We start from the raw sequence: 21,799 nt of genomic DNA on the forward strand, positions 1-21,799 counted from the left end.
CGGACACGTGAACGGAGCGCGTCGACGGCGATGAGTGACGTACGGCCCGGACGACTGAAGGTCTACCTCGGGGCTGCACCCGGGGTCGGCAAGACCTACCGGATGCTCGACGAGGGGCGGCGCCGTGCCGCGCGCGGCGCCGATGTGGTGGTGGGTTTCGCCGAGTGCCACGGACGCCACCGCACGCAGGCGATGCTCGACGGTCTGGAGATCCTCCCCAGGACGTCGTGCACCTACCGCGGCGGACAGTTCGAGGAGATGGACCTCGCGGCGGTCCTCGAACGTCGGCCGCAGGTCGCGATCGTCGACGAGTTCGCCCACAGCAACATCCCCGGAGGCGGCCGCAACCCCAAGCGCTGGCAGGACATCCAGATCCTGCTCGACTCCGGCGTCGATGTCATCACCGCGCTGAACATCCAGCACCTGGAATCCCTGAACGACGTGGTCGAGAAGATCACCGGTGTGCCGCAGCACGAGACCGTGCCGGACGAAGTGGTGCGCCGTGCCTGGCAGATCGAGCTGGTGGACATGCCCCCGGAGGGGCTGCGCCGTCGCATGGCGCACGGCAACATCTACGCGCCAGAGAAGATCGACGCGGCCCTCGCGAACTACTTCCGCCCCGGCAATCTGACGGCGCTGCGTGAGCTGGCCCTGCTGTGGGTGGCCGACCGGGTGGACGAAGCCCTTCAGGAGTACCGCTCCCAGCACGGCATAGGCCGCGTGTGGGAGACCCGGGAACGGGTAGTCGTGGCGCTGACCGGCGGCCCGGAGGGCGACACCCTCGTACGGCGGGCCGCCCGCATCGCGGACCGCTCGGCGGGCGGCGACCTGCTCGCCGTGCACGTGGCCCGCAGCGACGGCCTGGCCGCCGGGGTCTCGCACGCCTCGCTCGCCCGGCAGCGCCGCCTCGTGGAGGACCTCGGAGGCAGCTACCACTCGGTCGTCGGCGACGACGTGGCCACCGCCCTGGTGGACTTCGCCCGCGCCGAGAACGCCACACAGCTCGTCCTGGGCACCAGCCGCCGTGGCCGGCTCGCACGGTTCCTGACCGGACCGGGTACGGGGGAGACGGTCACCGAGCTGTCCGGCGACATCGACGTTCACCGGGTCACTCATGAGCGGGCCGGGCGCGGCACGCTCCTCCCGTCCAGGCGCCGCACTCTGTCCACGGCCCGCATGATCGCCGGCCCGGTCGCGGGACTGGTCCTGCCGCTCCTCCTCACCGTCGTCCTCGCCCAGTTGCGCGGGACGCTGAACCTGACCAGCGAGGCTCTGCTGTTCCTGCTCACCGTGGTGGGCGTGGCGTGCATAGGCGGGGTCGTCTCGGCGGTGATCGCGTCGGTGACGGCGTCCCTGCTGCTGAACTACTGGTTCATACCGCCCACCGGCGCCTTCACCCTGAACAATCCGAACGCGCTCGTGGCCCTGGCGGTGTTCGTCGTCGTGGCCGCCGTGGTGGCCGCCGTCGTGGACCGGTCGCTGCGGCTGTCACGCCGTTCCGCCCGCGCCACGGCCGAGGCGGAGACCATGTCCTCCCTGGCCGGCAGCATCGTGCGCGGGGAGGCGACCATCCCGGCCCTGCTGGAGCGGACCCGCGAGACCTTCGGTATGGAGTCGGCGGATCTGACGGACGAGCCGCCCGACGCGGCCGGGACGACGGTCGTTCCCGCGGGCCCCGGCGCCTACCTGGCCCTGTCCGGCCGCACCCTGTCCTCGTCCGAGCGACGGGTACTGGCCGCCTTCGCCGCACACGTCGGCTCCGCGGTCGAGCGTGCCCGGCTCGCCGAAGCGGCCGCGGAGGTCGAACCGGTACGGGCGGCCGACCGGCTGCGCACGGCGCTGCTGCGCGCCGTCGGCCACGACCTGCGCACCCCGTTGGCCGCCGGGTGGGCCGCGGTCACCTCGCTGCGGAGCCGAGATGTCGCTTTCTCCCCGGAGGACCGCGACGAACTCCTCGCCACCGCCGACGAGTCCATGGCCAAGCTCAACCGCCTGGTCGACAACCTCCTCGACCTCAGCCGCCTGGAGGCGGGCGCCCTCACGCTGAACCTCCGGGCCACCACCCTGGAGGAGGTGCTGCCCATGGCGCTCGCCGACGTCCCCGCGGTCCAGGTGGCGAAGGTGGAGGAGATTCCGGAGGTACTGGCCGATCCGCCGCTGCTGGAACGGGTGATCGCCAACCTGGTCGGCAACGCCGCCCGTCACACCCCGCCTGGCAGGAAGGTGCTGGTCACCGCCAGCGCCCTGGCGGGACGGGTGGAGCTGCGGGTCGTGGACCGCGGGCCCGGGCTGCCCGCCGACGGCCGGGACCGCCTCTTCGAACCCTTCCAGCGGCTCGGCGACACCGACAACAGCACCGGACTCGGCCTCGGACTCGCGCTCGCGCGGGGCCTGACCGAGGCGATGAACGGAACCCTCACCCCGGAGGACACCCCGGGCGGCGGTCTGACGATGGTCGTGTCGCTGCCGTTCGCCGCCGGGACCGTCGATACCCGACCGACCGAACAGATCGCAGGAGGTGCGTGATGAGCACTCTGACCGGCACATCGAAGCCGCATCGCGCGGGACCGACCCGTGCCCTGCGTCGCGCGGGAGCGACCCGGACAGCGCCCCGGCCCTGGGCGCTGCGGGACCGGCTCGCCCTGACGGCGGCGGTGGCAGGCCCGTTCCTGGTGGCCCTCGCACTGGTGCCGCTGCGTGCGAGCCTGTCGCACACCAACGCGGCACTCGTCCTCGTGGTCGTGGTCGTCGCGGTGGCCGTGCTGGGCAGCCGTACGGCGGGCGTGGTGGCCGCGCTGTCCGCGGCGGCCTGGTTCGACTTCTTCCTCACCCGGCCGTACCAGACGTTCGACATCACCGCCTCGGGAGACGTGGAGACGGCTGTCCTGCTGCTGGCCGTCGGTGCCATCGTGTCCCAACTCGCCGCGCGCTCCCGGCGCTTGGAGGTCATCACGGTCACCGACGCGGAGCACCTGTCCCGCATCCACCGGACCGCGGACCTCGCGAAGTCGGCCAACTCCCCGGACACCGTGGTCGATCACGTCCGCCGGGAGATCACCGAGCTGCTCGGGCTGCGTGCCTGCCGCTTCGAGTACGGCACCCTGATGGGGCAGCCACCGCGCCTGCACGGCGACGGCAGCGTCACGGTGGGCAGGCGCTCCTGGGACGTGGACGCGGTCGGCTGGCCCGAGGGCGAGATCGAGCTGCGTGCCTACGGCAACGGCCACTACCTGGGCCGCTTCATGCTCACCCCGGGCCTCGGCGACGTGCCCCCGCTCCAGGCCCGCCTGGTGGCGGTCACCCTGGCCGACCAGACGGGTGCCGCGCTGGACACGTCCGGACCCGTCCACGTGTGACGGCGCCGGGCCCGGCGACAGGGACCCGGCCCGCTTTGACGCAGGCCTGATGGACGTTCTACGGATCCTTGCCTCTGACTGCGGCCACGGCGTCCGGACAGCGCCACCGGAGGTAGCCCACGTCACACGCGCGTCAAGGTCGTGTCAAGGTCGGCCGGACGCGCGCGAAGAAGGCGCAAGGATCCGCCGGAGGTGGCGGAAGGCGGACAGAACCTGGGTGCACTCGCGCACGCCTCAGTCCTCGTGCGCGGCCGAGGAAGAAGGAGCACGCGCCCATGTCCCTTGTGACCACCGAGCCGGATGCCGTCCCCGCCGGCGAGGAACCACCGGACACCGGTGAGCGGCACCGGCTGACCGCCGTGACCGGCCTGGCCGCGCTGTCACTCGACGCGATGGCGTCGGTGGCGTACGGGCCCGAAGCCATCGTCCTCGTCCTCGCCGCGGCGGGAGCCCACGGACTGGGCTTCACGATGCCCGTCACCCTGGCCATCGCCGGGCTGCTGGCGGTGCTCGTGGCGTCGTACCGGCAGGTCATCGCGGCCTTCCCGGACGGCGGCGGCTCCTACGCGGTGGCCAGGACACACCTGGGGGTCCGGACGAGCCTGGTGGCCGCCGCGTCCCTGGTACTGGACTACGTGCTCAACGTCGCCGTCGCCGTCACCGCGGGCGTGGCCGCCCTGACCTCGGCGTTCCCCGCCCTGTACGACGACCGGCTGTGGCTGTGCCTGGCGGTCCTCGCGCTGGTCACGGGCGTCAACCTGCGGGGGATCGTCGAGTCCGCGAGGGCCTTCATCGTCCCGACCGTCGTGTTCGTCGGCTCGATCTTCGTGTTGATCGTCGTGGGCCTCTTCCGCTCCCACCCCGCGAGCACGGCGACCGCCGCCGGGCATGCCTCGGTCCTTGCGGACAACGCCACCACCGTGGGAGCCCTGCTCCTGCTGAAGGCCTTCGCCTCCGGGTGCGCCGCGCTGACCGGCGTGGAGGCCATCGCCAACGCCGTCCCCTCCTTTCGCGTGCCGCGGGTCAGGCGAGCCCAGCGCGCGGAGGTCGCCCTCGGCGCCGTACTCGGTGTGATGCTCATCGGCCTGTCGGTGCTGATCGGCCGCTTCCACCTCCAGCCGGTCGAGGGCGTCACCGTCCTCGCGCAGCTGGCGGACGCCTCACTCGGCCACAACGGGGCCTTCTACGTCATCCAGTTCGCGACGATGATCCTGCTGGCGCTGTCCGCGAACACCTCGTTCGGCGGGCTGCCGGTCCTGCTGAAGCTGCTGGCCCGTGACAACCACCTGCCGCACGTCTTCGCCCTCAAGGCGGACCGCCAGGTACACCGGCACGGTGTGCTGGCCCTGGCCCTCGTCTCGGCCGCGCTGCTGGTCTTCTCCGGCGGCGACACCAACACCCTCGTGCCGCTGTTCGCGATCGGGGTGTTCGTCGGCTTCACCATCGCCCAGGTGGGCATGGTCAGGCACTGGAGGATCGAACGCGGCCGGGGCTGGCGGGGCAAGACGCTGCTCAACGGCTGCGGCGCGGTCCTGACCGGTGTCGCGGCCGTCGTCGTCACCGCGAGCAAGTTCACCGAGGGCGCCTGGCTGATCGTGATCGCCCTGCCACTGCTCGTGGCCGCCTTCGAGACCGTGCACCGCGCCTACGGCCGGATCGGCGAGCGGCTGGGGCTGGGCCGTGTCCCCGAGGCACCGCACCGCGAACGGTCACTGGTGATCGTCCCCGTGTCGTCCCTGTCCCGGCTGACCTCGGAGGCCCTGACCGCGGCCACCTCCCTCGGCGACGAGGTCCGTGCGGTGACCGTGTGCTACCCGGACCAGGAGGACCGCGCCCAGCTGCACGCCCTGGAGCGGGCGTGGGCTCAGTGGGACCCCGGCGTACCGCTGGTCCGGCTGCCCTGCGAACGCCGCACGCTGGGCCGGCCCATAGCCGCGTACGTGCGCGAGACGGCCGCCCGCGAGCCGGGCACCCGGGTCACCGTGCTCATCCCTGAGGCCGAGCCGGAGCGGCTGTGGCAGCGGCTGCTGCAGAACCAGCGGGGCGCTCTCGTCGCACACGCCGTGCGACGGGAGACGGACGCGGTGATCTGCCGGCTGCGCTTCCGGCTGTGAGCAGGGCCTCCGATCGTCAGGGCCACCTGCTCACCCGTCCGGATCAAAGGCCGTAAGGGTCCCGTCAAAGGCGTGGCTCCCGCCGTAAGGGAGACGTCAACGGCGGCCAAATCCGGCCACAGAGGCGCTTTCCTCTAAACGTCCGTTCCAACCGAACCTCACTCCAGGAGCTCACGATGGCCGATCTGGCCTTCGTCGTCACCACGATCGCGGTCTTCGCGCTGGTGGCCCTCGTCGCCAAGGGGGTGACGAAGCTGTGACCGCCGAGAACATCGTCGGCCTGGTCGTGGCCGTCGCCCTGCTGGGCTATCTCGTCCTCGCCCTGATCTTCCCGGAGAGGTTCTGAGACACGTCATGGGTCCCCTACTCGCCTCCGTTCTCCAGCTGCTCGCGCTCATAGGAGCGCTGGCACTGGTCTACGTCCCCATGGGCAACTACATGGCCCGGGTCTACACCTCCGACAAGCACCTGCGCGTCGAGAAGTGGATCTACAAGGGCATCGGTGCCGACCCCGACACGGAGATGCGCTGGCCCGCCTACCTGCGCGGCGTCCTGGCCTTCTCCGCGGCCGGTGTCCTCTTCCTCTACCTGCTCCAGCGCCTGCAGGGCGTCCTGCCCGGCTCGCTCGGCTTCGAAGCGGTCAACCCGGCACAGTCGTTCAACACCGCCGTCTCCTTCGTGACCAACACCAACTGGCAGTCGTACTACGGCGAACAGACCATGGGTCACGTCGTGCAGACCGCCGGTCTGGCCGTGCAGAACTTCGTCTCCGCCGCCGTCGGCATCGCCGTCGCGGTCGCCCTGGTGCGCGGCTTCGCCCGGTCCCGCACCGGCGAGATCGGCAACTTCTGGGCCGATCTGGTGCGCGGCACCGTCCGCGTCCTGGTGCCGATCGCGGCGATCGCCGCGCTCGTGCTGGTCGCCTGCGGCGCGATCCAGAACTTCTCCGGCATCCACGAGGTCGGCCAGTTCATGGGCGGCTCGCAGCAGTGGAACGGCGGCGCCGTCGCCTCCCAGGAGGCCATCAAGGAGCTGGGCACCAACGGAGGCGGCTACTTCAACGCCAACAGCGCCCACCCCTTCGAGAACCCCACCCCGTTCACGAACCTCTTCGAGATCTTCCTGATCCTGCTCATCCCGTTCGCCCTGACGCGCACCTTCGGCATCATGGTCGGCTCGGTGAAGCAGGGCTACGCGATCCTCGCCACGATGGGCACCATCTGGCTCGGTTTCACCGCCCTGATGATGTGGACCGAGTTCGCCCACCACGGCCCGGCGCTCCAGGCGGCGGGCGGGGCGATGGAGGGCAAGGAGGTCCGCTTCGGCGTCGGCGGTTCGTCGATCTTCGCGGTGGCGACCACCCTCACCTCGACGGGCGCCGTGGACTCCTTCCACTCGTCCTTCACCGGCCTGGGCGGCGGGATCACGATGCTGAGCATGATGCTCGGCGAGATCGCGCCCGGTGGTACCGGCTCCGGCCTCTACGGCATGCTGATCATGGCGATCATCGCGGTGTTCATCGCCGGTCTGATGGTCGGCCGCACCCCCGAGTACCTGGGCAAGAAGATCGGCTCGCGCGAGATCAAGCTGGCGGCCGTCTACATCCTGATCACCCCGGCGCTGGTGCTCGTCTTCTCCGCGGCCTCGATGGCGCTGCCGACCCCGCCGAACTCGATGCTCAACTCGGGCGCGCACGGATTCTCCGAAGTCCTGTACGCCTTCACCTCCGCGGCGAACAACAACGGCTCGGCCTTCGCGGGCCTGAACGCGAACACCGACTGGTTCAACACCATGACCGGACTCGCGATGCTCCTCGGCCGCTTCCTGCCGATGGTGTTCGTCCTGGCGCTGGCCGGCTCGCTCGCCGGACAGAAGCCGGTACCGGTGACCGCGGGCACCCTGCGCACCGAGAAGCCGCTGTTCACCGGCCTGCTGGTCGGCGCGATCCTGATCATCACCGGTCTGACCTACTTCCCGGCGCTGGCGCTGGGTCCGCTCGCCGAGGGGCTGGCGTGATGACCACCCGTACAGAAAACCAAGAGGACTCGATGTCCACAGCCACTCCGACCCGGGCGCCGCACAGCGACGTCCCCACCGGACACAAGCCTGCCGAAGGACGTGTCGGCGCGGGCCTGTTCGACCCCAAGCAGCTGATCAAGTCCCTTCCGGACGCGTTCCGCAAGCTCGACCCGCGGGTGATGGTCAAGTCGCCCGTGATGTTCGTGGTGTGGATCGGATCCGTGCTCACCACGGCCTTCTCCTTCAAGGACCCGGGCGACTGGTTCGGCTGGACCATCAGCGCCTGGCTGTGGCTGACCGTCGTCTTCGCCAACCTGGCGGAGGCGGTCGCCGAGGGCCGTGGCAAGGCACAGGCCGACACCCTGCGCAAGGCCAAGACGGACACGGTGGCACGGCGACTCGTCGGGAGCTCCGAGGAGCGGGTGCCCGGTACCGAGCTGAAGATCGGTGACCTGGTCGTCTGCGAGGCCGGCGACATCATCCCCGGCGACGGTGACGTCGTCGAGGGCGTCGCGTCGGTCGACGAGTCGGCGATCACCGGCGAGTCGGCTCCGGTGATCCGTGAGTCCGGCGGTGACCGCAGCGCGGTCACGGGCGGGACGAAGGTGCTGTCCGACCGGATCGTCGTCAAGATCACGACGAAGCCGGGCGAGACCTTCATCGACCGCATGATCAGCCTGGTCGAGGGCGCCGCCCGGCAGAAGACGCCCAACGAGATCGCGCTGAACATCCTGCTCGCCTCGCTGACGATCGTCTTCCTCCTCGCCTGCGCCACGCTGCCGCCGTTCGCGGACTACGCGGGCACCCACCTCACGATGGTCGTGCTGGTCGCCCTGCTGGTCTGCCTCATCCCGACCACCATCGGCGCACTGCTGTCCGCGATCGGCATCGCGGGCATGGACCGCCTGGTCCAGCGCAATGTGCTGGCCATGTCGGGCCGTGCCGTCGAGGCCGCCGGCGACGTCTCCACACTGCTGCTCGACAAGACGGGCACCATCACCCTCGGCAACCGGCAGGCCTCCGAGTTCGTGCCGGTCGGCGGCACCACCCAGGCCGAGGTCGCGGACGCCGCCCAGCTCTCCTCCCTCGCCGACGAGACGCCCGAGGGCCGTTCCATCGTCGTGCTGGCGAAGGAGAAGTACGGGCTGCGCGAGCGGCACCAGGGCGAACTGGCGCACGCCGACTGGATCGCCTTCACCGCCCAGACCCGTATGTCCGGTGTGGACGTGGACGGCAAGAAGATCCGCAAGGGTGCGGCCGGTTCGGTCGTCGCCTGGGTCAAGGAACAGGGCGGCACCGTCGCCCAGGACGCGGACCAGGTCGCCACCCGCATCTCCGAGGCGGGTGGCACCCCGCTGCTCGTCGCGGTCGAGGACGCCGACGGAGCCCGGATCCTCGGTGTCATCCACCTCAAGGACGTCGTCAAGGAGGGCATGCGGGAGCGGTTCGAGGAACTGCGCCGCATGGGCATCAAGACGGTCATGATCACGGGCGACAACCCGCTGACCGCGAAGGCGATCGCCGAGGAGGCGGGCGTCGACGACTTCCTCGCGGAGGCCACTCCCGAGGACAAGATGGCCCTCATCAAGCGGGAGCAGGCGGGCGGCAAGCTCGTCGCGATGACCGGTGACGGCACCAACGACGCCCCGGCCCTCGCACAGGCGGACGTGGGCGTGGCCATGAACACGGGCACGTCGGCCGCCAAGGAGGCCGGCAACATGGTCGACCTCGACTCGAACCCGACGAAGCTCATCGAGATCGTCGAGATCGGCAAGCAGTTGCTGATCACGCGTGGCGCGCTGACGACGTTCTCCATCGCCAACGACGTCGCGAAGTACTTCGCGATCATCCCGGCGCTGTTCGCGGCGGTCTACCCGGGCCTGAACAAGCTCAACATCATGGACTTGTCCTCGCCCGACTCCGCGATCCTGTCCGCGGTCATCTTCAACGCGCTGATCATCATCGCGCTCGTACCGCTCTCCCTGAAGGGCGTGCAGTACAAGCCGGTCAGCGCCGACCGGATGCTCCGCAGGAACCTCGCGATCTACGGCATCGGCGGACTGATCGCCCCCTTCGTCGGCATCAAGATCATCGACCTGCTCATCTCCCTCATCCCCGGAATCGGCTGATCGCCATGAACAACTCGGTATCCAACACGGTCCGGCTGTTCGGGGCGGGCCTGCGTGCCCTCCTCGTGCTGACCCTGGTGACGGGCGTGATCTACCCGCTGGTCGTCACCGGCATCGCCCAGGGCCTGTTCAACAACAAGGCGAACGGCTCGGAGATCAAGGCGGACGGCAAGGTCGTCGGCTCGTCCCTGATCGGGCAGTCGTACAACCTACCGCTGAAGAAGGGACAGGACACCCCCGAGGCCGACCTGAAGTGGTTCCAGGGCCGCCCGGCCAACGGCCTCGGCTCCAACAGCATCAACACCCAGTACAAGCTGCTGCTGTCCGGTGCCACCAACCTGGCCGCCGACAGCGGCGCCGTGGACGGCAAGTGCACCGCGAAGTCCGAGGAGGGCTCGCTCTGCGCCCAGGTGCTCGGCGCCCGGGACGCGGTCGTCAAGGACAACTCGGTGCCCGGCTACACGGTCACCCCGTCCGAGGTGCCTGCCGACGCGGTCACCTCCTCCGGCTCCGGCCTCGACCCGAACATCTCCCCGAAGTACGCGGAGCTCCAGGTCCACCGGATCGCCGTCAAGAACGGACTGCCCGTCAACCAGGTGGAGAAGCTGGTCGCGGAGCACACCGACGGCCGGGCCCTCGGCTTCATCGGCGAGCCCCGCGTGAACGTCCTCGAGCTCAACATCGCACTCAAGGACCTCGTGGCCAAGCACTGATGGGGTTGGACGACAGGCACGGGAGTCGGCGGCCGGGACACCTCCCGGTTCCGCCGGCTCCCGCGGCCATGACGTCGACCTCCGCAACCCAAGGCGTCGATCGCCACACGGTCGACACACCTCGGCCCGACGTACGACCGGAAAGGCGCACACCCATGACCCGGGTGCTCGTGGTGGAGGACGACCCGCAGCTCGTACGGGCCCTCGTGATCAACCTTCAGGCACGCAAGTACGGCGTGGACGCCGCCCCGGACGGCGCCACCGCCCTGCGACTCGCGGCCGCCCGTCAGCCCGACGTCGTCCTGCTCGACCTCGGCCTGCCCGACATGGACGGCACGGACGTCATCAAGGCGCTGCGCGGCTGGACCCGCGTGCCCGTCGTGGTGCTGTCCGCGCGCCAGGCGTCCGACGAGAAGGTCGCCGCGCTCGACGCGGGCGCGGACGACTACGTGACCAAGCCGTTCAGCATGGACGAGTTGCTGGCGCGGCTGCGCGCCGCGGTCCGCCGCACCGAGGACGCACCGCTCGCCCCCGGGACGACCCTCGTCGAGACACCCGACTTCACGCTCGACCTCCTGGCCAAGAAGGTCGTGAGGGACGGCCGGGACGTGCGGCTGACGCCGACCGAATGGCACCTGCTGGAGATCCTGGTGACCAACCCCGGCCGGCTCGTGACGCAGAAGCACCTCCTGAAGGAGGTCTGGGGTGTCTCCCAGAGCAACAAGACCAACTACCTGCGCGTCTACATGGCCCAGCTCCGCCGCAAGCTCGAGACGGACCCCTCGCATCCCCGCTACCTGATCACCGAGCCCGGCATGGGCTATCGCTTCGAAGGGTGACACAGCAGGCGGCGGGCTCCGGATCCACGTCGGCGCGGCACCCGGCGTGGGCAGGACCTACGCGATGCCGGTTCCCGTGCCGGGGCTCCGGTACGCCGAAGGCGGGTGCCCCAGAAGCTTCCCGAACGCGGCCGTGTAGGCGGCGGGGTTGTCGTAGCCGAGCAGGGCGGCGACGCGGGTGACGGGCATGCCCGCGGTCAGGTGGTGCAGCGAGTGCAGGACGCAGGCGCGTTGCCGCCACTGCGAGTAGCTGAGGCCGGTGCCGCGCCGGAACAGGCGGGCCAGGGTCCGCTCGCTCACGCCGAGCGCCGCGCACCAGCGTGCGGGCGGGTCGTGGATGTCCGGCTTCCGCAGGAACGCCTCGCACAAGGTGCGCAGCCGCGGATCGGACGGCATCGGCACGTCGAGGGGGAGCGGGGTGAGGTTCTTGAGTTCGTGGAGGACGAGCGCGGCGAGCGCCGCGTCACGGCTGTGCTCGGCATAGCGCGGTTTCATCTCGACCGCCGCCAGGAGCAGTTCCCGCAGCAGTGCGGAGACATCGACCGCCTGGCAGCGGGCCGGGAACCACGGCACCGCGGCCGGCTCGATGTAGAGACTGCGGGTGCTGACCCCCGTCATCGTGACCTGATGCCCGGTCATGGGCGGGATGAGCACCGCGCGGGCGGTGGGGATCGTCCAGCTGCCGTCCGCCGTCTCGACCCGCATGACGCCGGTGGCCGCGTACAGCACTTGGGCGCGGCGGTGCTCGTGCCGGGGGAGCAGGTGGTCATGGGGATAGTCGGTGCCGATGGCCAGTACGGCACGGTCGAGGCCGTCCACCGCCGCGACCGGAACATTGCGCATGCCAGGAGACTACGAGGTGCCGAGCACGGTGTCCGCTGCGCGTAGGAAGTGGGCGAGTCATCGATTGCCCGCCACACGTCGTGATCACTAGCGTCCTGCGCGTGCTCACTTCGTTCCTTGCTCTCCTGTTCTTCGGGTGCCTGACCGGCATCACGACGGTGCTCTTCGGCTTCGGCGGCGGCTTCGTCACGGTCCCCGTCGTCTACGGCGTCGTGGCCGTCACGGCGCCTTCCGGAAAGGACGCCATGCACGTCGCGGTGGCGACCTCGGCCGCCGTGATGGTCGTGAACGCCGCTGTGGCGACGCTGGCCCAGTGGCGGCAGGGCCGACTGCGCCGGGCGTACGTCTGGCCGCTGGCGGCGTTCATCGCGATCGGCGCCGCCGCCGGATCCTTCCTGGCGACCCTGATCGGCGGCACGGCGCTGCGGCTGCTCTTCGCCGCCTATCTCCTGGTGAGCGTCATCGACAGCCTGATGCGCAAGGGGTTCCTGTCCGTGAAGCGCCGACCGCGCCCCCAGCCCCTGGGCAGGGGGACGACCACCTTCGGCGGCGTCGGCATCGGCATGGTCGCCGCCGGCCTGGGTGTGGGCGGCAGCGTCATGACCGTCCCTCTGCTGCGCCGCAGGGGCCTCCCCATGGCCGAGGCGACCGCCATGGCCAACCCCCTCAGCGTGCCCGTCGCGCTGGCTGGGGCAGTCGTCTACGCCCTCGCCCCCACCGGGCCGGCCGGCACCGGCCGGATCGGTTATGTCGACCTCGCGGCGGGCGGCGACCTGCTCCTCGGCTCGTTGCCCGCCGTCGCTCTCGCGAGGCGGGTCGCCGACCGTGTCCCGGACCGCGTCCACTCCGCCGCCTACGTGGTCCTTCTCGTCGTCGTCCTGGTGGTGATGACGGCCGTGGGACTCTGACGAAGCGCACCGCGGGAGGCGGATCTAGGGGGCGAGTCCGCCGTTGCTCATCAGCAGCTGGCCGTTGATCCACTGCCCCTGCGGTGAGCAGAGGAAGTCCACGAGGTGCGCGGTGTCGCGCGGTGTGCCGAGGCGGTTGAGCGGTGTGTGGTCGAGCACGTCCTTGCGGATGTCGTCACCCATCCAGCCGGTGTCCACCGGACCGGGGTTGATGACATTGGCGGTGACCCCGAGGTGGGCGAACTCGCGCGCGGCGGCCAGCGTGATGCGGTCCAGGGCGCCCTTGCTCGCGCCGTAGGGGAGGTTGCCCGCGGTGTGGTCGCTGGTGAGGCTGATGATCCGTCCGCTGCCCGGGACCGCGGCGAACCGTCGGCCGTACTCGCGGATCAGCAGCCAGGCGGCGCGGGCATTGACCGCGAAATGCCGGTCGAAGCTCTCGACGGTCGTGTCCAGCAGACCGGAGTCGACCGATTCGCAGTGACACATCACCAGGGCGGTGACGCCGCCCAGAGCGCGTTCGACCTCGTCGAAGACGCGGGCCGGAGTGTCCGGGTCGGCGAGGTCCGCCTCGACCGCCGTGGTGGCCGCACCGTGTTCGGTGAGCATGTCGGTGATCGCCCCGGCCGCTCCGGGCTCGCTGCCCCACGTCATGCGCTCGTCGTAGGGGGTCCAGTAGGTGAAGGCCACGTCCCAGCCGGAGACCGCCAGGCGTTTCGCGATGCCCGCGCCGATGCCGACCGTCCGCCCCACCCCGGTGACCAGGGCGAGCGGGCGGGTGGAGGAGCGGGCCCGATCACGTTCGCTGTCGTCCTGGGCGCTGTCGATCGTCACGGTCCGAGATCGTCCACGACCGGCAGCGGCTTGGCAACCGGCTTTTCGTGACGGGGAGTTGCAGCCAGACCGACCCGGGAGCCCGCATCCGGGGCCGGCAGCTCGCGTGGACGGCGCCGACACCGCACGGTGTCACCCGTACGGCGCGGCATGGGAACTTCTTTACCGAGCGGGGTAGTTCTGCCGACGTCGGCCGGCGCAGGTGCGCCGGGCCGTCGATCAACCAGTGCGACCAGTGAAGGAGCGACACCGACATGGTGTTCAAACAGCTGCTCGGGGCCCTCGGCGTGGGCGGTCCCTCGGTGGACACGGTTCTGGACGGCGGCGCCGTGCCGCCGGGCGGGACGCTGTCCGGGCGGGTGCAACTGCGGGGCGGCGGCACGGCCGTGGACATCGAGCACCTCGTCCTGGAACTCGTCGCCCGGGTCGAGGCCGAGCACGAGGAGGGCGAGAGCGAGGGCTTCGTCGCCTTCGAGCGCTTCACGGTCGGCGGCGGTTTCCGGCTCGGTGAGGAGGAGCACCGAAGCGTTCCGTTCAGTGTGACGCTGCCGTGGGAGACGCCGGTCACCGAGCTGTACGGGCAGCCCCTGGGCATCGTGCTCGGTGTGCGCACCGAGCTGGCGGTGGCCGGTGCCAGGGACAAGGGCGACCTCGATCCGCTCGCCGTCCGCCCGCTGCCGGTCCAGGAGGCGATCCTGGAGGCCCTCGGGCAGCTCGGCTTCGGCTTCACGTCCGCGGACCTCGAATACGGCCGTATCGGCGGTACGGGGCAGCAGTTGCCCTTCTACCAGGAGATCGAACTCTCGCCCGCGCCGCAGTACGCGCATGCCGTCAGTGAGATCGAGGTGACCTTTCTCGCCGGTGCGGGCGGCCTGGAGGTCGTGCTGGAGGCCGACAAACGCGGAGGCGGCTTCTCCGGCGGCCACGACGCACTGACCCGCTTCACCGTCGGCCACCAGGACGTGCACGGCCGGGACTGGAACACCGAGGTCGACGGCTGGATCCGGCAGTTGGTCGAGCACCGGTCCGCGTACGGCTCCCACGCGGCCTACGGACACGGCGACCCGTACGGGCACGCGGACGCGTACGGCCACGGCGGGCACGGCGACCACCACGATGACGGCCACCGCTCCGGCCCCGGCATCGGCACGGCGGTCGCGGCCGGTGCGGCCGGTCTCGCCGTCGGTGTCGTCGGCGGCATGGTCGCGGCCGAGGTGGTCGACGAGATCGGTGACTTCTTCGAGGGTGACGAGGACGAAGGCTGAGAAGCCCGGGAGAGGAGGGCGCCGGGCGTAGGGGAGACGGCCGGCGCTCTCAGGGGGCGCTCGGTTCTCGGTCCGGGCCCGGCGCGGCGAACCGGCGACCTCGCCCGACCGGCCGGGCCCCGATCTCGTCGTGACGATTCCTGCGGAGGCCGACAACCTGAACAAGCTGACCGCCGACTTCGCCTTCGGCAAGGTCGGCTTGCTGCAGGAGATCGCCAAGGCGAAGAAGAAGCCCGCCGAGGCGCGCGCCGTCGTCCAGATCGGCATCGTCATCGGCGGCGCCGACGGCGACTTCGACAAGACCGAGCAGGCCGTCGTACGGGAGGCGCGCTTCACCCTCGACCTGCCGCCGCACGAGTTCGACCTCTGATCCGGGCGGGCGCGGCCCTGACGGCTTTCCCGTGATGCCCGGTGGATCAGCCGCCGGGCATCACGGGACAGTCCTCAGAGCGGGGTCGCCGCCTTGAGGATCAGGAACATCGTCACCGCGGAGTTCGCCGAGGACATGGCGGACAGGACGGCGCCGGCCGCCGCGGTCCAGGCCGCCATGCCCACGGTCGTGAACATGGGCGGCCAGGCGCGGGCGGCCGGGGCCGGGCCGAGCAGCGCGGCGACCCGGCGCGGCACGGGCCCCGGCACGGCCGCGACGGCGGCGAGCGTGGAGGCGGGCGCGGGACGGGAGATGAGGGCGGCCCTGGCGATCGCGCGGGCGGTGGTCCGCCGGTCGCCGACCGCTGCGGCCGCCTCCTCGTCCGCCCAGCGCTCCACGGTGTAGGCGACGGCCGTCCGCAGCGGCCGCAGGAAGGGGTTGGCGCGGGCCGCGAGCCCGGCGAGCAGCAGATGGCGGTGGTGCCGGCCGGTGAGGTGGGCCCGCTCGTGGGCGAACAGGACGCGCCGCTCACGGGAGGTGAGACCGGCCAGCATGCCGGTGGAGACCAGGATCCGGGCGGTACCGGCACGTCCGGGGAGGGCGTGGGCGTACGGCATATCGTCCCGGAGGACGGCGACTTGGGTCGCGCGCAGTCCGCGCAGCGCGCGCAGTCCGCGGCGGCGTACCCGGCGATGGCGCCGGAGCAGCGCCGTGCAGGCCGCGGCGGCGACGACGAGGGCGACCACCGCGCCCTTGCCGATCACCTCGTCGTGCGGCACGGCCGCCCGCACTTCCGGATCGGCCCAGGCGTCCGGCAGTGGATTGCCGGGCAGTTGTGCGGTTCCGACGATCGCCAGCAGGCCGAGACACAGGCTGCTGCACAGGCTCAGGACGGCGGCGACGGCGGACAGCAGGCAGGTCGCCAGGCGCGGGTGCAGGCGGTGTTCGGCCAGGCGCGCGATGGGCCAGGCGGTCAGGGGCAGCACGAGGGGGAGGAAGACGAACATGCCCACGGGTCAGTTCTCCCGGCCCTCGGCGCGCTGGGGGTCGTGGCCGCCGGTCTCCTGGAGCAGCCTGCGCAGCAGTTCCTCGTCCTGCTGGGGCAGGCCGCAGACGAAGCTCGCCAGGACCGCCTCGCGGTCGGCCTCACGGTCCAGGACGCGGCGCATCCGGTGGGCGGCGAGCCCGGCCTCGTCCGTGGCCGCGCTCCACGCGAAGGACCGGCCCGCCCGCTTCCGGGTGACCAAGCCCTTCGCCTGGAGCCGCGTCAGGATCGTGATGACGGTGGTGTAGGCGAGGACACCGCCGAGGCGCTCCCGCACCCAGCCGGCGGTCACCGGCTCGGGCGACCGGCGCAGAGCGGCCAGCACCTGCGCTTCCAGCTCGCCCTGGCCGCGCCGACGAGCGGGCGCGTCCGGTCCCGGACCGCCGCTCTTGTCCTGCGTCCCCACTCTGCCTCCCTGTCCAGCCGTGAACCGCGCTCTTCCGCGTGAACGGCTCAACAGCCGCTCCAGCGTAGTGAGATACAGGGGTTCACCCTCCCAGCAACTTCTACATTGTTGTAGATTCGGACCCCGGACGACCAGCCCCGCCGGGTCCGCCGAGCGCGGCGGACGGCGGTTCAACGGAGGAGAGCAGCAATGGGAGTTTCCCTGTCCAAGGGCGGCAACGTCTCACTCAGCAAGGAGGCGCCCGGCCTGAGCGCCGTCCTCGTCGGACTCGGCTGGGACGTGCGGACGACCACGGGCACCGACTACGACCTCGACGCCTCGGCCCTGCTGCTGGACGCCTCCGGGAAGGTCCTCTCCGACCAGCACTTCGTCTTCTACAACAACCTCAAGAGCCCGGACGGCTCGGTCGAGCACACCGGCGACAACCTCACCGGTGAGGGCGAGGGCGACGACGAATCGATCAAGGTGAACCTCGTCGGCGTACCGGCCGAGGTCGACAAGATCGTGTTCCCCGTCTCGATCCACGACGCCGAGAACCGCGGCCAGAGCTTCGGCCAGGTCCGCAACGCGTTCATACGGATCGTCAACCAGGCCGGCGGCCAGGAGATCGCCCGCTACGACCTGTCCGAGGACGCCTCGACCGAGACCGCGATGGTCTTCGGCGAGCTCTACCGGCACGGCGCCGAGTGGAAGTTCCGCGCCGTCGGCCAGGGCTACGCCTCCGGCCTGTCCGGGATCGCCTCCGACTTCGGCGTCAACGTCTGACGGCGGTCCTGCCCCGTACCGTCGTCCCACACGACGACGGTCACACACCTCCCGCCGTCCGCATGGTCACCCGATCGCATGCGGGCGGCGGGTTCCGTGTCGGGGCGCGGGGGACAGTGACCGGGAACGTGCAGGGGGCCACGATCGTTGTTCCGCATACACACCGAGTACGAGGAGCCACCCCTTGTCCGCCAGATCGACGGACCCCTCGGGGCACAGTCCCCGACCATCCCGCCACGGAGAGCATGATCGCGGCACACGACGGGGTGGTGTTCGATGAGTGTCGCGCAAGCCCTGCTGGGCCTGCTGGCCGTCCTCGTCCTGACCGCCGGCACCGGCTATTTCGTCGCCCAGGAATTCGCCTACGTCTCCGCCGACCGGCTCGCCCTCGCCCGTGAGGCCGAGGCCGGCGACAGCGGAGCCGCCCGCGCCCTGAAGGTGCTGGAGCGGCTGTCGTTCATGCTGTCCGGCGCGCAGCTCGGCATCACCGTGACCGGTCTGGTCGTCGGTTTCATCGCCGAGCCGTCCGTGTCCGCCCTGCTCGCACCCGCGCTGTCCGGCCTCGGCATCCCCGACGCGGCCGTCAGCGGCATCTCCGTCGTCCTCGCCTTCGTGGGCGCCACGGTGGTGCAGATGGTGCTGGGCGAGCTGGCCCCGAAGAATCTCGCGATCGCCGTCCCCGAGCGGCTGGCCAAAACGCTGGCCGCCTCCACTCTGGCGTACCTGAAGGTCGTAGGCCCGGTCGTCCGCATCTTCGACGGCGCGGCGAACGGGCTCCTGCGCAGGGTCGGCATCGAGCCGGTCGAGGAACTGCACCACGGCGCGACCCTGGAGGAACTCGGCCACCTGATCGGCGAGTCCCACGAGCAGGGGGAGCTGCCCAAGGACACCGCAGCCCTGCTGGACCACGCCCTCGAGTTCTCCGAGCGCACGCTCGATACGGTGATGGTCCCGCGGGCGGACTCCGTCTTCGTCCGCAAGGACGCCTCCGCCGCCGAAGCGGTCGACCTCATCGCCAAGCACGGGCACTCCAACTACCCCGTGTTCGGCGACCACCCCGACGACGTCACCGGCGTACTGGGCGTGCGCGAGCTGATGCGCCTGCCCGCCGGGGCGCTCACCGCCACCACCGCCGGCACTCTCGCCCGGCGGCCGCTGCTGCTGCCCGACGTCCTTCCGCTGCCCGACGCTGTCGAGCGGATGCGGGAGCACGACGACGAGTTCGCGGTCGTCCTCGACGAGCACGGCGGAGTGGCGGGCGTCGTCACCTACGAGGACATCGCCGAGGAACTGATCGGTGACATCGCCGACGAGTCCGACACGGTCACGGAGCTCGCCACCGCCGATGCCGGCGGCTGGCTGGTGGACGCCGGCCGCCGCCTCGACGAGGTCGCGGAGGCCACCGGCATCGAACTCCCCGAGGAACACGACTACGACACGGTGGCCGGACTCGTCGTGGACCGGCTCGGCCGCTTCCCGGCCGTCGGGGACCGGCTGACCGTCGAACTGCCCGACGGCGGCCGCGCCGTCATCGACGTACGCACCCTGGACCGGCACGTGCCCGAGCGGGTCCGCCTGGAGCGACTGCCCGCGGCCGACCACGAGGAGGAGCAGGCATGAGCTTCCCGATGGCGCTCTTCGTCACCGTCCTGCTGCTGATCGGCAGCGGCTTCTTCGTGGCCGCCGAGTTCGCGCTCGTGGCCGCCAAACGGCACCGCGTGGAGAAGGCCGCTGCCGGCGGGCAGCGCGGCGCCAAGGCGGCCCTGGCCGGTATCCGCGAGCTGTCGCTGATGCTCGCCGGCGCCCAACTCGGCATCACCATCTGCACCCTGGGGCTGGGCTCGGTGTCCAAGCCCGCGATCTCCCACGAGCTGGACCCCCTGCTCCACGACCTGGGCCTGCCCAGCGCCCTCAGCTACGGCGTCGCGTTCGCCGTCGCCATGGTCGTCGTGGTGTTCCTGCACATGGTGGTCGGCGAGATGGCCCCCAAGTCCTGGGCCATCGCCCACCCGGAGCGCTCCGCGATGCTCCTCGCCCCGCCCTTCCGGACGCTGGTGAAGGCGGTACGCCCGCTGATCGCCCTGCTCAACCGGATCAGTGACGCTCTGGTGCGGCTGTGCCGGGTCACCCCGCGCGGCGAGGCGGTCTCGGTCCACAACCGGGAACAGCTCACCCGTCTGGTCGAGGAGTCCGAGCGGCTGGGCCTGATCAGTGAGACCGATTCCGAGCTGCTGACGCGCTCGCTCACCGAGCCCGAGACCCCGGTCCGTGAACTCCGCGTCCCGGCAGCGGACATCACCTCGGTCGACGGCGGGGCCGACATCGCCGAGATCCTGCGGGTCGCCGCCGACAGCGACCGCACCCGGCTCCTCGTCCACGAGGACGGCGTCGTCCTCGGCTCCGTCCACGCCCGCGACGCCCTGGTCGCCCGCGCCCGGGGCCGCGCCACGAGCGCCAGAGGCCTGGCCCGTCCGGTCCCCGAACTGGGCGAGGAGACCACGGTCGGCGACGCGATCGAGCTGCTGCGCCGGCGCCGGGCCTCACTGGCCGTGGTCCGCGACGAGTCCGGGCGGCTCACCGGGATGGTGAGCCTGGACGACCTGCTGGCCCGTTTCCTTCAGCCGCAGACGGCCTGAGCGGGGTCGGCCGCATCGGGCGATGCGGCCGACCGTCGGCTTGTCAGGAACGCGCGGACGGATCGTCGGGCTCGACGACCGTGCCCGGGACGACCCGCCCCGAACCCGGCGACGCCTCGGGGGAGTCCTGCGCCTTCAGCGCCTTGGACTCGCTCTTGAAGATCCGGGCCGCCTTCCCGGCCGAACGCGTCAGCTCGGGCAGCTTCTTGATGCCGAGGACCACGATGACGACGATGAGGATCAGGGCCAGTTCACTCAAGCCGAACATCAGATCTACTCTCTCCCGGTGACGGACGGGGCCGGTACGTCTGCCGCCCCCACGTCACAATCTACAGTGCTGTAGAAGTGTCGGGCGGGCAGTGCCGCGGCTCGCAGGCCCCTCGCGGTGGTGGACGCTCAGGTGAGCTTGAAGAAGAGCGTGTCCTGCGTGTACCAGTCGATGTTCTTGATGGCGTACTCCCACTCCTCGTGCTCGAACTCGAGCTTCTCGATGAGCTCTTGGACGTCGTACCGGAAGTCCGGGTCGAGGCGGTCGAGGACGGCGCGGTAGGCGCCGGCGGCGCGCTTCGTGTCGGCCAGCGGCAGATGGCCGATCGCCGGATAGCCGTCCACGGAGTGCGGGACGAACGGGAAGTCGTCGGGCGGGCCGCCGTACAGGAATCCGTGCGGGAGCAGGTCGGCGGGCACACCGAGCCGGCGCAACTCGTCGTCCACCAGGCCGAAGAACGTCGAGGGCTTCGAGTAGGTGCCCAGCTGGGCCGGGTCGGACGCGTTGTGGTCGATGATGTGCTGCAGAGCGGAGTTGTACGCGTTTCCCGCGCACTCGGCGTCCGAGTCGGTGTGCCCCGCTATGAGATGGTCGAGGGCGTCGGGGACGGAGAGGCCCCAGTCGACCCCTTGACGGTCCAGGTCGTCCTGATGAGTCCGGGCGTCCCCCCGCATCCCGTCGAGTCGGCGGCTCTGGTCCGCCGTCAGATTGCCCTTGCTGCCCAGGTAGGCCAGGACGTCGGCCTTGTCCGCGGTGGAGTACGCGATGTTGTGACTCATGACAGCCATCGTGCCAAGCGCCACTGACGACCGCCGAGGCGGGCCGCGCCCTCAACGGCCTTGGAACTCCGTGTACTCCGTCACCTGCGCGTACATGTCCGATGCGCGCGCTTCCTCGCCGAAGTCCCTCAGGGCCCCGGCGAACTTGAAGCCGATGTTGTCGGCGCGCGGGTCGTCGACACAGCTCCGCACCCACGACAGGGGGAACTGCACGACCCCGTCCTCGCGGACGGCGAGCACCGCGCGCAGGTTCATGCCCTCGCCGTCGACGACACGGCGGACACCGCGACACGTGTCCGCGAGCAGTTCCGCCAGGTACACCGAGTAGGCCAGGCACTTGACCACCCGCAGCGACGGCTCCTCGTCCGGCTCCCCGGCCATCGATTCGAGCGCCCCTTGGACGAACCAGACGCTCCCGTCGGTGCCGTCCAGATCGGCGCCCTGCTCCCGCGCCCAGTCCAGGAACCGGTGGGCCTCGGCCAACAGCTGGTCACTCATTCGGGAAGGCTACAG

Annotated in this window: 20 protein-coding genes and 1 pseudogene; 14 read left to right on the plus strand and 7 right to left on the minus strand. The window is 70.9% G+C overall.

What is annotated here, in order from left to right:
* Nucleotides 1-30 precede the first annotated feature (30 nt).
* The 8 genes from ACSYGO_RS41950 to ACSYGO_RS41985 all read left to right on the plus strand — a co-directional run bounded on the left by ACSYGO_RS41950 (nucleotide 31) and on the right by ACSYGO_RS41985 (nucleotide 11,170).
* Nucleotides 31-2,526, plus strand: coding sequence for a sensor histidine kinase (locus ACSYGO_RS41950; protein ID WP_460389943.1), 2,496 nt, complete (start codon nucleotides 31-33; stop codon nucleotides 2,524-2,526).
* The gene (locus ACSYGO_RS41955) at nucleotides 2,526-3,356 is read left to right on the plus strand and encodes a DUF4118 domain-containing protein (RefSeq protein WP_460389944.1); all 831 of its coding nucleotides are present in this window, start codon (nucleotides 2,526-2,528) and stop codon (nucleotides 3,354-3,356) included. Before ACSYGO_RS41950 ends, ACSYGO_RS41955 begins: the two co-directional genes overlap by 1 nt.
* A 275-nt stretch (nucleotides 3,357-3,631) precedes the next feature.
* Nucleotides 3,632-5,470 (plus strand): APC family permease, encoded by a 1,839-nt coding sequence (locus ACSYGO_RS41960; RefSeq protein WP_432176631.1) that lies wholly within the window; start codon nucleotides 3,632-3,634, stop codon nucleotides 5,468-5,470.
* 256 nt (nucleotides 5,471-5,726) lie between these two features.
* Entirely contained in the window at nucleotides 5,727-5,816 is a 90-nt protein-coding gene (kdpF, locus tag ACSYGO_RS41965; protein ID WP_016434100.1) for a K(+)-transporting ATPase subunit F, read from the plus strand.
* An 8-nt stretch (nucleotides 5,817-5,824) separates the two neighbouring features.
* Nucleotides 5,825-7,486 (plus strand): potassium-transporting ATPase subunit KdpA, encoded by a 1,662-nt coding sequence (gene kdpA / locus ACSYGO_RS41970; protein ID WP_460389945.1) that lies wholly within the window; start codon nucleotides 5,825-5,827, stop codon nucleotides 7,484-7,486.
* A gap of 32 nt (nucleotides 7,487-7,518) precedes the next feature.
* Nucleotides 7,519-9,618 carry a potassium-transporting ATPase subunit KdpB gene (gene kdpB, locus ACSYGO_RS41975; RefSeq protein WP_460389946.1) on the plus strand — a complete coding sequence of 700 codons (2,100 nt, stop codon included), beginning with the start codon at nucleotides 7,519-7,521 and terminating at the stop codon, nucleotides 9,616-9,618.
* A 5-nt stretch (nucleotides 9,619-9,623) separates the two neighbouring features.
* Nucleotides 9,624-10,331, plus strand: coding sequence for a potassium-transporting ATPase subunit C (locus ACSYGO_RS41980; RefSeq protein ID WP_460389947.1), 708 nt, complete (start codon nucleotides 9,624-9,626; stop codon nucleotides 10,329-10,331).
* A 155-nt stretch (nucleotides 10,332-10,486) separates the two neighbouring features.
* Nucleotides 10,487-11,170, plus strand: a complete 684-nt coding sequence (locus ACSYGO_RS41985) for a response regulator (protein WP_426675369.1) — start codon at nucleotides 10,487-10,489, stop codon at nucleotides 11,168-11,170.
* Nucleotides 11,171-11,227: 57 nt separating this feature from the next.
* Here the strand turns inward: ACSYGO_RS41985 and ACSYGO_RS41990 are convergent, their stop codons facing one another.
* Complete coding sequence (locus tag ACSYGO_RS41990) at nucleotides 11,228-12,013, minus strand: AraC family transcriptional regulator (RefSeq protein ID WP_426675368.1); 786 nt, start codon at nucleotides 12,011-12,013, stop codon at nucleotides 11,228-11,230.
* 101 nt (nucleotides 12,014-12,114) lie between these two features.
* On the opposite strand from ACSYGO_RS41990, the gene ACSYGO_RS41995 reads away from it, so the two are divergent.
* Complete coding sequence (locus tag ACSYGO_RS41995; protein ID WP_460389949.1) at nucleotides 12,115-12,921, plus strand: sulfite exporter TauE/SafE family protein; 807 nt, start codon at nucleotides 12,115-12,117, stop codon at nucleotides 12,919-12,921.
* Nucleotides 12,922-12,945: 24 nt separating this feature from the next.
* On the opposite strand, the gene ACSYGO_RS42000 is transcribed toward ACSYGO_RS41995, so the two are convergent.
* Entirely contained in the window at nucleotides 12,946-13,752 is an 807-nt protein-coding gene (locus tag ACSYGO_RS42000; RefSeq protein ID WP_460389951.1) for an SDR family oxidoreductase, read from the minus strand.
* Nucleotides 13,753-14,006: 254 nt separating this feature from the next.
* Here ACSYGO_RS42000 and ACSYGO_RS42005 point away from each other — a divergent pair, with 254 nt between their 5' ends.
* Nucleotides 14,007-15,017: a sporulation protein gene (locus ACSYGO_RS42005; RefSeq protein ID WP_460389952.1), complete on the plus strand. Its 1,011-nt coding sequence runs from the start codon at nucleotides 14,007-14,009 to the stop codon at nucleotides 15,015-15,017.
* 151 nt (nucleotides 15,018-15,168) lie between these two features.
* A pseudogene (locus ACSYGO_RS42010) lies at nucleotides 15,169-15,387 on the plus strand (TerB family tellurite resistance protein); the annotation flags it as partial.
* A gap of 74 nt (nucleotides 15,388-15,461) precedes the next feature.
* On the opposite strand, the gene ACSYGO_RS42015 reads toward ACSYGO_RS42010, so the two are convergent.
* Both ACSYGO_RS42015 and ACSYGO_RS42020 read right to left on the minus strand, forming a co-directional pair.
* Nucleotides 15,462-16,400 (minus strand): M48 family metalloprotease, encoded by a 939-nt coding sequence (locus tag ACSYGO_RS42015; protein ID WP_460389953.1) that lies wholly within the window; start codon nucleotides 16,398-16,400, stop codon nucleotides 15,462-15,464.
* 3 nt (nucleotides 16,401-16,403) lie between these two features.
* Nucleotides 16,404-16,838, minus strand: coding sequence for a BlaI/MecI/CopY family transcriptional regulator (locus tag ACSYGO_RS42020; RefSeq protein WP_432176623.1), 435 nt, complete (start codon nucleotides 16,836-16,838; stop codon nucleotides 16,404-16,406).
* A gap of 189 nt (nucleotides 16,839-17,027) precedes the next feature.
* On the opposite strand from ACSYGO_RS42020, the gene ACSYGO_RS42025 reads away from it, so the two are divergent.
* From ACSYGO_RS42025 to ACSYGO_RS42035, 3 genes are all read left to right on the plus strand, one after another.
* Nucleotides 17,028-17,603, plus strand: coding sequence for a TerD family protein (locus ACSYGO_RS42025; protein WP_028799890.1), 576 nt, complete (start codon nucleotides 17,028-17,030; stop codon nucleotides 17,601-17,603).
* 276 nt (nucleotides 17,604-17,879) lie between these two features.
* Nucleotides 17,880-19,223 carry a hemolysin family protein gene (locus ACSYGO_RS42030; protein ID WP_460389954.1) on the plus strand — a complete coding sequence of 448 codons (1,344 nt, stop codon included), beginning with the start codon at nucleotides 17,880-17,882 and terminating at the stop codon, nucleotides 19,221-19,223.
* The gene (locus tag ACSYGO_RS42035; RefSeq protein ID WP_435226396.1) at nucleotides 19,220-20,239 is read left to right on the plus strand and encodes a hemolysin family protein; all 1,020 of its coding nucleotides are present in this window, start codon (nucleotides 19,220-19,222) and stop codon (nucleotides 20,237-20,239) included. Before ACSYGO_RS42030 ends, ACSYGO_RS42035 begins: the two co-directional genes overlap by 4 nt.
* Before the next feature lie 43 nt (nucleotides 20,240-20,282).
* Here ACSYGO_RS42035 and ACSYGO_RS42040 read toward each other — a convergent pair whose 3' ends face one another.
* The 3 genes from ACSYGO_RS42040 to ACSYGO_RS42050 all read right to left on the minus strand — a co-directional run bounded on the left by ACSYGO_RS42040 (nucleotide 20,283) and on the right by ACSYGO_RS42050 (nucleotide 21,784).
* Entirely contained in the window at nucleotides 20,283-20,507 is a 225-nt protein-coding gene (locus tag ACSYGO_RS42040; protein WP_426675360.1) for a twin-arginine translocase TatA/TatE family subunit, read from the minus strand.
* Between the two features lie 128 nt (nucleotides 20,508-20,635).
* Nucleotides 20,636-21,286: a DUF7691 family protein gene (locus ACSYGO_RS42045; protein ID WP_426675359.1), complete on the minus strand. Its 651-nt coding sequence runs from the start codon at nucleotides 21,284-21,286 to the stop codon at nucleotides 20,636-20,638.
* A 51-nt stretch (nucleotides 21,287-21,337) separates the two neighbouring features.
* Nucleotides 21,338-21,784 (minus strand): hypothetical protein, encoded by a 447-nt coding sequence (locus ACSYGO_RS42050; RefSeq protein WP_426675358.1) that lies wholly within the window; start codon nucleotides 21,782-21,784, stop codon nucleotides 21,338-21,340.
* Between the last annotated feature and the right edge of the window lie 15 nt (nucleotides 21,785-21,799).

The organism is Streptomyces krungchingensis, assembly GCF_054729265.1.